11 protein-coding genes are annotated in these 11181 nt (G+C 67.5%); 7 read left to right on the forward strand and 4 right to left on the reverse strand.

From position 1 onward, the window contains the following. Positions 1-29: 29 nt before the first annotated feature. From QPK29_RS14415 to QPK29_RS14430, 4 genes are all read right to left on the reverse strand, one after another. The gene (locus tag QPK29_RS14415) at positions 30-1307 is read right to left on the reverse strand and encodes an MFS transporter (protein WP_371769990.1); all 1278 of its coding nucleotides are present in this window, start codon (positions 1305-1307) and stop codon (positions 30-32) included. 75 nt (positions 1308-1382) lie between these two features. Continuing rightward, the gene (locus QPK29_RS14420) at positions 1383-1817 is read right to left on the reverse strand and encodes a MarR family winged helix-turn-helix transcriptional regulator (protein WP_056127527.1); all 435 of its coding nucleotides are present in this window, start codon (positions 1815-1817) and stop codon (positions 1383-1385) included. 330 nt (positions 1818-2147) lie between these two features. After that, a complete protein-coding gene (locus QPK29_RS14425) occupies positions 2148-3581 on the reverse strand; it encodes a DEAD/DEAH box helicase (RefSeq protein ID WP_371769989.1) in 1434 nt (477 codons plus the stop codon). A 365-nt stretch (positions 3582-3946) separates the two neighbouring features. Beyond that, positions 3947-4726 carry an inositol monophosphatase family protein gene (locus QPK29_RS14430; RefSeq protein ID WP_056128404.1) on the reverse strand — a complete coding sequence of 260 codons (780 nt, stop codon included), beginning with the start codon at positions 4724-4726 and terminating at the stop codon, positions 3947-3949. Positions 4727-4896: 170 nt separating this feature from the next. Here QPK29_RS14430 and QPK29_RS14435 point away from each other — a divergent pair, with 170 nt between their 5' ends. From QPK29_RS14435 to QPK29_RS14465, 7 genes are all read left to right on the forward strand, one after another. Then, positions 4897-5673, forward strand: a complete 777-nt coding sequence (locus QPK29_RS14435) for an RNA methyltransferase (protein WP_371769988.1) — start codon at positions 4897-4899, stop codon at positions 5671-5673. A gap of 79 nt (positions 5674-5752) precedes the next feature. Further along, positions 5753-6271, forward strand: a complete 519-nt coding sequence (locus QPK29_RS14440) for a twin-arginine translocation signal domain-containing protein (RefSeq protein ID WP_371769987.1) — start codon at positions 5753-5755, stop codon at positions 6269-6271. Continuing rightward, on the forward strand, positions 6268-7881 hold the full coding sequence (locus QPK29_RS14445; RefSeq protein WP_371769986.1) for a GMC family oxidoreductase: 1614 nt from the start codon (positions 6268-6270) through the stop codon (positions 7879-7881). Before QPK29_RS14440 ends, QPK29_RS14445 begins: the two co-directional genes overlap by 4 nt. 3 nt (positions 7882-7884) lie before the next feature. After that, a complete protein-coding gene (locus tag QPK29_RS14450) occupies positions 7885-8808 on the forward strand; it encodes a lipase family alpha/beta hydrolase (protein WP_371769985.1) in 924 nt (307 codons plus the stop codon). A 50-nt stretch (positions 8809-8858) separates the two neighbouring features. Next, positions 8859-9536 carry a TetR/AcrR family transcriptional regulator gene (locus QPK29_RS14455; protein ID WP_056127546.1) on the forward strand — a complete coding sequence of 226 codons (678 nt, stop codon included), beginning with the start codon at positions 8859-8861 and terminating at the stop codon, positions 9534-9536. Next, complete coding sequence (locus QPK29_RS14460; RefSeq protein WP_056127549.1) at positions 9533-10072, forward strand: LOG family protein; 540 nt, start codon at positions 9533-9535, stop codon at positions 10070-10072. Before QPK29_RS14455 ends, QPK29_RS14460 begins: the two co-directional genes overlap by 4 nt. 252 nt (positions 10073-10324) lie before the next feature. After that, complete coding sequence (locus QPK29_RS14465; protein ID WP_371769984.1) at positions 10325-11179, forward strand: DeoR/GlpR family DNA-binding transcription regulator; 855 nt, start codon at positions 10325-10327, stop codon at positions 11177-11179. The last annotated feature ends 2 nt before the right edge of the window (positions 11180-11181 follow it).

Raw genomic sequence — 11181 nt, forward strand, 5'->3', positions numbered from 1 at the left:
TCCTCTTGGCGGTGAAACAACCCGCTATCCTAAACCATCGTGCCGGCCGGCGCAGCGCGCAGCGCGCGCATCGGCGTGAACAGCCAGGCCAGCAGCGCGGCGCCCACGAGGAACAGGCCAGAGCCGCCGAACAGGGTCGCCAGGGAGACGCGGCTGGCGATCCAGCCGGCCGCGACGGCCGCCAGCGGCGCCAGGCCCATGAAGATGAACATGAACAGGCTCATCGTCCGGCCCAGCAGTTCGCGCGGCACGCGCTGCTGGATCCACGTGAACACGGCGACCTGCACGAACCCGCCCAGCACGCCGATGGCGACGTTGATCAACATGCCCTGCCAACTGGCGGTGACCAGGCCCAGCGGCATCAGCAGGACGCCGGCGATGCCGTCGATCAGCAGCAGGGTCATGCCGAGGTTGCCCGCACGCCGTTTCCCGGCGATGCCACTCGCAGCCATGCCCAGCAGCGCGCCGGCGCCATGCGCACCCATCAACAGACCCAGCGCGGACGCACCGTGCAGGCGGCTGCTCGCCAGCAGCGGCAGCGCGACCTGCATCACGCCGCCGATCACGCAGGCGCACAGGCCCCAGTAGATGAAGCACGTGCGCATCATGGTGTCGCGCCACACGGCCGCGAGACCGTCGGCCACGGACTTCAACACCGGCTGCCTGGCGGCCGGCGCGAACGGGCGCGGCTGGACCTTGGCGAGCGTCCAGGCGGACAGGGCGAAACTGATGCAGTCGAAGCCGAACGCGAGCGCCAGGCCGCGCATGTGCTGCGGACCGTCGCTGCCGTCGCCGGCCAGCGCGAACAACAGGCCCGCCAGCAGCGGCCCGGCCAGCATCGTGATCTGGCGCAGTCCCATCATCATCCCATTCGCGGCCTGCAGGTGCTGCGGGGCGACGGCGTGCGGCAGCATCGACGTGCCGGCCGGAATGCTGAACGCCGATGCGAGCGACAGGCCCAGCGCCAGCGCGAGCACGACGGGCAGGTGCGCCTGGCCGGTGTAGACGAGGACCGCGAGCACCGCCAGCAGCACCGTGTTGACGTGCTTGGTGAGCATCAGGATGCGCTTGGGCGAGTGGCGGTCGACGAGCGCGCCGCCGAACAGGATCAGGATGGCGCGCGGAATGCCCATCAGCGCGACGGCCATGCCCAGCGCGACGGCATCGCCCGTCAGCTTGAGCACGAGCCAGGGCAGGGCGATCAGCGTGAACTGGTCGCCGAGGGTGGAGATGACGCCGCCGCTCATCAGCCAGGTGAAATTCCGGTCGTGCAGCAGGGCGGTGCGCGGGTTCGGTGCGTCTTGCATGCTCGTCTCCTTGTCGTTTTTCGGGCGTGCGCGGGCCTGGCCGGCACGCCATCGTGTTGGTGGTACGAAGGCGGATCAGCGCTGGATGCCGGCGAGCTGCGCGAGCAGGTCGGACGTCGCGCGCAACTGGTCGCCGGACGGTGCGCCCAGCATGGCGCGGCTGATGTTGTCGACGACGGTCGTCGCGTTCGTCACCAGTTCGTCGCCCGTCGGCGTGATCAGCGCGTAGCCGACGCGGGCGTCGCGCGGGTCGCTCTGGCGCGTGACGAGGCCGATCTTTTCCAGCGGCAGCAGGGAACGCGTGACGCCGGACGCGGTCAGTCCCAACCGGTCGGCCAGGTCGACACGGCGCAAACGCCCGCCCGGTGCGCGCTGCAAGTGCAGCAGCAACTGATAATCGGCAAAGCTGATGCCGTGATGGCCGCCGAGGGCGCTGTCGAGCCGGCGCGCGAGCGTCGCCCAGGCCCGCGCGAGGCGCAGGCAGAATTCGGTGGTGAGGCTGTCGGACATGATGACTCCTGGTACTTAATGGTTACTTGATTCGTCAAGTATATGGAGAATGTCGACCATTGGCAAGTACTTGAGTGCACAAATAAATTCGGGGTCAGGTCCAAATTTTTTGCAACTTCGGGGTCAGAGCTCATTTTGGTGGATGATCTTCGAAGCAAGTTCTGCCGGCTGACGCCGATTTACTCATGGGCGCAACGGGCGAACCGCTCGAATTCTTGGCTTGCCGGACATTGATCGAAAAAGTGCTCTGACCCCGAATTTGGGCTTTTGTTTTGGGTAAAAAAAGACCGGGAGCTGGTCCCGGTCTTTGTTGGTGAGCAGTGCTAAGTGTTAGCGTTCGCCGCCCGAACGCGCTGCGGATGCCGGACGCGGGCCGCGGCCCTGGCTGCGACCGCCGCCGTTGCCGCCGTTGCGGTTGCCCGGCTGGCCGGTGCGTGCGCCGCCGCCGCTGTTGCCACCATTGCCGCCGTTGCCGCCATTGCGTTGGCCCGCGCCCTGTGCGCGCGCACCGCCCGCGCCATTGCCGGCGCCACGGTTGCCGCCCGGGCGGCCGCGGTTCGGATGGCCCGCCACGCCGCTGCGCAGCTGGATCGGTTGCGGCTTCGCCGTCGGATCCGGCTCGAAGCCCGCGATCACCTGGCGGGGCAGCGTCTGCTTGATCAGCTTTTCGATGTCCTTCAGCATCTGGTGCTCGTCGACGCAGACGAGCGACACCGCTTCACCGGTGGCGCCGGCGCGGCCCGTGCGGCCAATGCGGTGCACGTAGTCTTCCGGCACGTTCGGCAGGTCGTAGTTCACAACGTGCGGCAGCTGGTCGATGTCGATGCCGCGCGCCGCGATGTCGGTGGCGACGAGCGCCGTCAGGCTGCCGTCCTTGAACTCGGCCAGCGCCTTGGTGCGTGCCGACTGGCTCTTGTTGCCGTGGATCGCCATCGCGCCGATGCCGTCCTTGCCCAACTGCTCGACGAGTTTGTTGGCGCCGTGCTTGGTGCGGGTGAACACGAGCACCTGTTTCCAGCCGTGCGTCTTGATCAGGTGCGCCAGCATCGGGTGCTTCTTGTCGCGGTCGACCGGGTGGATCTTCTGGGCGATGACTTCGACGGTCGAGTTGCGCGGCGCGACCTCGATCATGGCGGGGTTGTCCAGCAGGCGGTCGGCCAGGCCCTTGATCTCGTCCGAGAACGTGGCCGAGAACAGCAGGTTCTGGCGCTTCGGCGGCAGCACGGCCAGTACTTTGCGGATGTCGTGGATGAAGCCCATGTCCAGCATGCGGTCGGCCTCGTCCAGGATCAGGATCTCGATCTTGTCGAGCTTGATCGTGCCCTGGGCCACGTGGTCGAGCAGGCGGCCCGGCGTGGCGACGAGGATGTCGACGCCGTTCGCCAGCAGCTTGATTTGCGGGTGGATGCCGACGCCGCCGAAGATCACGGCGGAGTTCAGGTTCGTGTGCTTGGCATACATGCGCACGTTTTCCTCGACCTGGGCCGCGAGTTCGCGGGTCGGGGCGAGCACGAGGGCACGGATCGGGCGCTTGGACGTCTTGCTGGTCAGCGCGGCGCCGAATTTGTCGGTCGACAGGCGGTGCAGCACGGGCAGCGTGAAGCCGGCGGTCTTGCCGGTGCCGGTCTGGGCGCCTGCCAGCAGGTCGCCACCTTTCATCACGGCGGGGATCGCCTTGGCCTGGATCGGAGTCGGTGCGGTATAGCCCGCTTCAGTGACGGCGCGCACGATGGCGTCGGACAGACCGAGAGTATTGAATGACATAGTTATCTGGTAGGGATCGGCCCGTCGTTTCTCGTGTTCCCACGGAAACGCCAGTCCAGCCGATCGGTTTACACACTCAGGGCGGCCGGTACTGGTGCCGGGCGCCAAGACGCGAACGTGATGACAAACGTCAACGATCACGCGACATTATAGTTAAATATGTTTCGCTATGGAAATTTTAGCGCGGCCTGTGTCGTTTATGACAGGACCGGTGGAAGCGGGGGCGCGGCACCTCGTGGGTGCCGGAGGCAATCTTGACAGGCCGACAACGCCGCCTGCGGCGGGAAAGCCGCGCGGCCAGCAAGGCCCGCGGCATTCCCCGGACTTACACAGGGCGTATTTTACGCGAAACGGCGGGAGGCCGCTCAGGCGAAGGGCTTCAGCAGCGCGACCATGCCGGCGAAGACCTTCGGGCCGGCGGCGATGATGTCGCCCTTGTTCAGGTATTCCGACTCGCCGTCGAACTCGCCGACGATGCCGCCCGCTTCGGTCACGAGCAGCGAACCGGCGGCGATGTCCCAGATTTTCAGGTTCTTTTCGAAGTAGCCGTCGACGCGGCCGGCGGCCACGTTGGCGAGTTCCAGCGCGGCCGAGCCGCTCGAGCGCAGGCCGTGGCAGCGCGGGGCGACCACTTCGTACATGCGCAGGTATTCGGCCAGGTCGCGCGGCTCGGCGCCGTGGCCGGAGCCGATCAGGGCCTTGTTGATGCGGTCCGGATTGCGTACGCGGATGCGCTTGTCGTTCAGGTAGGCGCCGGCGCCCTTGGTGGCGGTGAACAGGTCGTTGCGGACCGGGTCGTAGATGACGGCCTGCGTGATCACGCCGCGCTGTTGCAGTGCGATCGAGATGCAGTAGTTCGGGTAGCCGTGGAGGAAGTTGGTGGTGCCGTCGATCGGATCGATGATCCAGACGTACTCGCTGTCGTCGTTCAGGTTCGCGGTGGGGCCCGATTCTTCGCCGAGGATGGCGTGGTCGGGGTAGGCTTTCAGCAAGGTTTCGACGATGGCCTGTTCCGACGCCTGGTCGATGTCGGTGACGAAGTTGTTGTGGCTCTTTTCGCTGACGGTGATGCGGTCGAGGTCGAACGATGCGCGGTTGATGACGGTCGCGGCGCGGCGGGCGGCCTTGATGGCCGTGTTGAGCATGGGATGCATAGAGGGCTTCCGTAAAAAAATGCTGACGCCCACCGCGCAAGGGCGCCGTGAACGATCTGAACGAGAAATAATTAAAGAGCAAAGCGGTGCCGAAGCCGTTAAAATCGCGAGCTTCTTGCCCGCATTTCAACGCCCGTCACCGCGCGATGGCGTTATTTTAAATGAACCCGACCGAAACTGTCTCTTCTCTTTTCAAACGTCTACGCTTCGTGCTGGTGGAGACGAGCCGCGCCGGCAACGTCGGCTCGGTGGCGCGCGCCATGAAGACGATGGGATTTTCCGACCTCGTGCTCGTCGCCCCGCGTTGCAACGACCCGTTGCACGACCCGGAAGCGGTCGCCTTCGCCAGCGGCGCCCTCGACGTGCTCCAGGGCGCGCGGATCGTCGATTCCATCGCCGAGGCGCTGGACGGCTGCAATTTCGCGGCGGCCGTGTCGGCCCGCCTGCGCGAGTTCTCGCCGCCTGTATGGACGCCGCGCGAATTTTCCGCGCACGCGGCAGGGGCGCAAGACCTGCAGCCAGCGCTCATCCTCGGCAACGAGCGCTTCGGCCTGCCGAACCAGATCGTCGAGCAGTGCAACGTCCTGATCAACATTCCGGCCAATCCGGAGTATTCGTCCCTGAACCTGTCCCAGGCCGCGCAGGTGCTCGCGTACGAATGCCGGCTGGCCGCGCAGGGCGATAATGCTCGACTGAGCCGCACGCAGGAAGGCATCGGCTTCCACGGCGAGGCGGCGAGCGTCGCGCAGATCGAGGGCATGTACGCCCATCTCGAAGAAGCACTGGTCGCGATCGGCTTCCTCAACGCGAGCAACCCGAAAAAGCTGATGCCGCGCCTGAAGCGCCTGTTCGCGCGCACGCAGCTGGAGACGGAAGAAGTCAACATCCTGCGCGGCATCGCCCGCCAGGTGATGAAATCCACGGGGCGGGACTCCTAGACGGCTTGCTCTAGTCCGAATTGGTCGCCTGACCTGTTCTTTCGCTTACACTTTGAAAAAACACATACAAAGGGTAGGCATGGAGACAACCCGCAGAACCTTCCTGAAGGCCGGCCTGCTGTCGGCGGCGGTCCTGGCCGCCGGCGGCTGGTACCGGCACACGCATCCGGCACCCCCGCGCGGCTTCGTGCTCGACGGCGAGGCGCGCGCCGCGCTCGACGCCATCGTCGCCGCGATCCTGTCCGGGGCCTTGCCGGACGCCCCCGCCGACCGGGCCCGTGCCAGCGCCGCGACGACGGCGCGCGTGCACCAGACCATCCTCGGCCTGCCGCTGCCGGCCCAGCAGGAAGTACAGGACCTGTTCGGGCTGCTCGCGCTCGGTCCGGCGCGGCGCCTGCTGACGGGCATCCCGGACGGCTGGGCCGCCGCGAAGGAGGCGGACGTCGCCGCGTTCCTGCAGGACTGGCGCCTGCACCGCCTGTCGCTGCTGCGCACGGCGTACGCGGCGCTGCACGACCTCGTGCTGGGCGCCTGGTACAGCGAGCCCGCGCACTGGGACGCCATCGGCTATCCCGGCCCGCTGAAGGAGCTGGCATGAGCGCGATTCCCGATCCCATCGTGGCCGGCCTCGCGCGCGGCTGGAAGGTCATCGACGGCGCGCGCGAGGAAAAAGACCGCGCGCTGGACGCCGACGTCGTCATCGTCGGCAGCGGCGCCGGCGGCGGCGTGACGGCGGAGATCCTCGCGCTGTCCGGCCTGTCCGTGATCGTCGTGGAGGAGGGCGCACTCAAGTCATCGAGCGACTTCAGGATGCGCGAGGCGGACGCCTACCCGGCGCTGTACCAGGAATCGGCCGCCCGCAAGACGCGCGACAAGGGCATCAACATCCTGCAGGGCCGCACGGTGGGCGGGTCGACGACGGTGAACTGGACGTCGAGCTTCCGCACGCCGCCGGCGACGCTCGCGTTCTGGCAGCAGCGCTTCGGCCTGTCGACGTACAGCGAGGCCGGGCTGGCGCCGTGGTTCGCATTGATGGAAGCGCGGCTGCACGTGGCCGACTGGCCCGGCGCGCCGAACGAGAACAACGACCTGCTGCGGCGCGGCGCGGAGAAGCTCGGCATCCCGACGGGCCTCATCCGCCGCAACGTCAACGGCTGCTGGAACCTCGGCTATTGCGGCATGGGCTGTCCGACGAACGCGAAGCAGTCGATGCTCGTGACGACGATCCCGTCCGCGCTGGACCACGGCGCAATCCTCGTCACGCGCGCCCGCGCCGAACGCCTGGTAATCAAGGGCGACCAGGCCGCCGGCCTCGATTGCACGCTGCTCGACGCGAGCGGCCGGCACGCCACCGGACGCCGCCTGCGCCTGCGCGCCCGCCACTACGTGCTCGCGGGCGGCGCGATCAACACGCCCGCGCTGCTGCTGCGCTCGAAGGCGCCCGACCCGAGCGGAAAGCTGGGCAAGCGCACGTTCCTGCATCCCACGCTCGTGTCGGCGGCGCTGTTCCCGCAGCGCGTGGACGGCTACGCGGGCGCGCCGCAGACGGTCTATTCGGACCACTTCCTGCACACCCAGGCGATCGACGGCCCGCTCGGCTTCAAGCTGGAAGCGCCGCCGCTGCACCCCGTGCTGCTGGCGACGACGATGCAGGGCTTCGGCCGCGAGCACGCCGAGATGATGCGCCACTTCCCGCACCTGCAGGGGATGCTGGCGCTGCTGCGCGACGGCTTTCATCCCGAGTCGCAGGGCGGCACCGTGGGCCTGAACGGGGATGGATCTCCGCTCCTCGACTATCCGCTCAACGATCCGCTGTGGGACGGCGCCCGCCGCGCCCTGCTGACGATGGCCGAGATCCAGTTCGCGGCCGGCGCCAGCGGCGTGCAGGTCGCGCACGAACGGGCGCCGCGCTACGCCGGCTGGAACGAGGCGAAGGCCGGCATCGCCGCGCTGCCGTTCGAGCGCCACCTGACGCGCGTCGTGTCGGCGCACGTGATGGGCGGCTGCGCGATGGCGGACCGCGATGGTGTCACGGGGCCCGATGGCCGTTACCGCGGCCTGGCCAACGTGTCCGTGCACGACGGCTCGCTGTTCCCGACGTCGATCGGCGCCAATCCCCAGCTGTCGATCTACGGCATCACGGCACGCCTCGCCAGCGACCTGGCGCAATCCCTCACGGGCCGGCCGGCCGCGCGGCCGCAGGCGTAAGACATGCCGGCCAGCGCCCGCACCCTGCTGCGCCTCGTCCTGCTCGTGCAGCTGGCCGCGGCGCTGCTGGTCGCGTGGGCGCTGCTGCACCGGGGCGTCCCGGCGTGGGGCGCGCTGCTGGCGGGGGCCGGCGCCGTCGTCGTCGTGCGCCTCGCGATCAACATGAACAACTTTGTCATGGCGGCGCGCGCGGCGAGCCACACGCCGCCCGAGTACCGGCTCGGACCGGCGGCACGCCTGCGCATGCTGGCCGAGGAGTTCCGGGCCAGTATGCTGGTCACGTCCTGGCACGTGCCGCGCGGCTGCGCGCGCATGTCCCTCCACCTCGACAGTGGCCGCGTGCCGGTGCTGCTCGTGCACGGCTACGGCTGCAACAGCGGCTTCTGGGCGCACCTGGAACCGCTGCTGGACCGCGAGCGCATCAGCCACGCCACCATCGACCTGGAGCCGGTCGCGGGCAGCATCGACGATTACGCGCCGCTGATCGAGGCGCGCGCGCAGGCGCTGTGCGCCGCGACGGGCGCCGCGCAGATCGCCATCGTCGCCCACAGCATGGGCGGGCTGGCGGCGCGCGCGTGGATGCGCTCATACGGGAGCGCGCGCGTGGCCAGGTTGATCACGCTCGGCACTCCGCACCACGGCACGGTGCTGGCGAACTTCGGCCTGGGCGAGAACGCCGCGCAGATGCGGCGGGACAGCGCGTGGCTGCACGACCTCGCGGCGGGCGAGACCCAGGATGTCCGTGCGCGCATCGTCTCCATCTACACGTACCACGACAACATCGTCGCGCCGCAGGATTCGAGCATCCTTCCGGGCGCGCGCACCATCGCATTCGGCGGCGTGGGCCACGTGGCGCTGGGCAGCAACCCCCGCGTGCTGGCCGAGGTGTTGCGCGTTCTGCGCGAAGTGCAGCCGGCCATGGCCTGAGGGTCCGGTCGATGATATCCTTGCAGGTGAGTCCACCCATACTTGTTTCCATGCAACAGAAAGCCCCGCGCCGAACCCGCGAACGCATCCTCGAGCTGTCGCTGCGGCTGTTCAACGAATTCGGCGAACCGAACATCACCACGACCGTGATCGCCGACGAGATGAACATCTCGCCGGGGAACCTGTACTACCACTTCCGCAACAAGGACGACATCGTGAATTCGATCTTCGTCCAGTTCGAGGCGGAGATCGAGCGCATGCTGACCGTCCCGGCCGGCCGACGCTCGAACATGGAAGACGTGTGGCTGTACCTGCACCTCATGTTCGAGTTGATCTGGAAGTACCGGTTCTTCTACCGCGACCTGAACGACCTCCTGTCGCGCAACCGCAAGCTGGAACTGCACTTCAAGGCGATCCTCGCCCACAAGATCAAGGTCGCGCGCCAGCTGTGCGAAGACCTGCGCAGCGAAGGTTCGCTGGAAGCGGGCGACGCGCAGATCGGCGCCATGGCGACGAACATGGTCGTCGTCGCCACGTACTGGCTGTCGTACGAATACGTGCGCAATCCGCGCAAGTACAGCGAGCAGCAGGCCATCGCGGACGCGCTTGCGCGCGGCTGCTACCAGGTGCTGTCGATGCTGGGGCCTTACCTGCGCGGCGAGACGCTCGCGCTGTTCCAGCGCCTGTCCGACGACTTCCTCGCCAAACTGCCACCAGAAGCGCCATGAAATCCATCGCCGTCTATTGCGGCGCCTCGCTGGGCGCCGATCCTGTCTATGCCGACGCCGCCCGCGGCCTGGCGCGCGCCCTCGTCGAGCACAACATCGGCCTCGTCTATGGTGGCGGCAAGGTGGGCCTGATGGGCGTGATCGCCGACGAAGTGCTGCGCCTCGGCGGCGACGCGACGGGCGTGATCCCGAAGCACCTCGTCGAGCGCGAAGTGGGCCACGCCGGCCTCACCCGGCTGTTCGTCGTGAAGGACATGCACGAACGGAAGGCGATGATGTCCGACCTGGCCGAAGGCTTCATCGCCATGCCGGGCGGGATGGGCACGCTGGAAGAACTGTTCGAGATGGTCACGTGGGCCCAGCTGGGCATCCACGCCAAGCCCATCGGCCTCCTCAACGTGAACGGCTTCTACGACGGCCTCGCGTCCTTCATCGACCATCTCGTCGGCACCGGCTTCGTGCGTCCCGCGCACGCGGAGTTGCTGGTGCGCGACGCCGACCCCGACGTGCTGATCCGCCGCCTGCGTCAAGCCTGATCCGATCGCTCGATGTTTGCGGAAACATTGACCGTTTCCTGATCGCTCAACGAGCGAATCAGGGTGTCTCCCTGCGCCCTGAAATGATATCGATCGCGCGTCCCTAACATCATTGTTGTGCGCTATCATATTTTGGCAGCAGCACAAGGCGATTCGGCTTGCACGATGAACGCGATACGCGTCGATCCCCATCCACCACGACAACGGGGCCGCCGCACGCCGGATCGATTTCGATATCGAGAAGGAGACACCATGATCAACAAGCGTCGCAACCGCCTGCTCAAACTGCTCGACGAGCGCAGGGCGGCCACCGTGCACGAGCTGGTCGAATCGCTGGACGCGTCGCCGTCCACGATCCGGCGCGACATCAGCTGGCTCGCCGCCCGCAACCTCATCCACCGCACGCGCGGCGGGGCCGAGACGACCCCGCGGAAGAAGCGCCTCGGCGGCCTCGCCAACGACACCTTCGCCGACAACCTGCGCGCCAACGCCGCGCGCAAGTACGCCATCGCCCGCCACGCGGCCGCGCTGTGCGAGGACGGCGAGACCATCATCATCAACGGCGGCACGACGACGTTCATGATGGCCGACTTCCTGGCCGACCGCAGCCTCAAGATCATGACCAACTCGTTCCTGATGGCCGACCGGCTGCTGGCGACGAGCCAGAACGAAGTGCTGATCCCGGGCGGAACCGTCTACCGCGACGAGAACGTCATCCTGTCGCCGTTCGACAACGATGCGACGGGCGACCAGTACGCGTCGAAGATGTTCATGAGCGTGTCCGGGCTGTCGATGCTGGGCCTCGTCGAGACCGACCCGCTGCTGATCCGCGCCGAACGGCGCCTGATCGGCCAGGCCGAGAAGCTCGTCGTGCTGGTGGACAGCTCCAAGTTCGCGCGCCGCGCGGGCCTGATCCTGTGCAACCTGAAGCAGGTGCACACGGTGATCACGGACAGCGGCGTCGCCGACCTGTCCGTGCAATGGCTGGAGCAGGCGGGCGTGAAGGTGATCGTTGTCGAGCCGGAGACGCCGCCGGCGCAGGATTGCATTGCGTTGGATGGGGCGCAGTTGGGGCTGCACGGGACCATGTGCGCGATGCTGGCCTGATT

The sequence above is a fragment of the Massilia orientalis genome (assembly GCF_030411975.2).
Classification (GTDB): domain Bacteria; phylum Pseudomonadota; class Gammaproteobacteria; order Burkholderiales; family Burkholderiaceae_D; genus Telluria; species Telluria orientalis.

Coding starts and splice junctions, on each gene's coding strand:
- QPK29_RS14415 (WP_371769990.1), bottom strand. CDS start 1,307: ATGCAAGACGCACCGAACCCGCGCACCGCCCTGCTGCACGACCGGAAT.
- QPK29_RS14420 (WP_056127527.1), bottom strand. CDS start 1,817: ATGTCCGACAGCCTCACCACCGAATTCTGCCTGCGCCTCGCGCGGGCC.
- QPK29_RS14425 (WP_371769989.1), bottom strand. CDS start 3,581: ATGTCATTCAATACTCTCGGTCTGTCCGACGCCATCGTGCGCGCCGTC.
- QPK29_RS14430 (WP_056128404.1), bottom strand. CDS start 4,726: ATGCTCAACACGGCCATCAAGGCCGCCCGCCGCGCCGCGACCGTCATC.
- QPK29_RS14435 (WP_371769988.1), top strand. CDS start 4,897: ATGAACCCGACCGAAACTGTCTCTTCTCTTTTCAAACGTCTACGCTTC.
- QPK29_RS14440 (WP_371769987.1), top strand. CDS start 5,753: ATGGAGACAACCCGCAGAACCTTCCTGAAGGCCGGCCTGCTGTCGGCG.
- QPK29_RS14445 (WP_371769986.1), top strand. CDS start 6,268: ATGAGCGCGATTCCCGATCCCATCGTGGCCGGCCTCGCGCGCGGCTGG.
- QPK29_RS14450 (WP_371769985.1), top strand. CDS start 7,885: ATGCCGGCCAGCGCCCGCACCCTGCTGCGCCTCGTCCTGCTCGTGCAG.
- QPK29_RS14455 (WP_056127546.1), top strand. CDS start 8,859: ATGCAACAGAAAGCCCCGCGCCGAACCCGCGAACGCATCCTCGAGCTG.
- QPK29_RS14460 (WP_056127549.1), top strand. CDS start 9,533: ATGAAATCCATCGCCGTCTATTGCGGCGCCTCGCTGGGCGCCGATCCT.
- QPK29_RS14465 (WP_371769984.1), top strand. CDS start 10,325: ATGATCAACAAGCGTCGCAACCGCCTGCTCAAACTGCTCGACGAGCGC.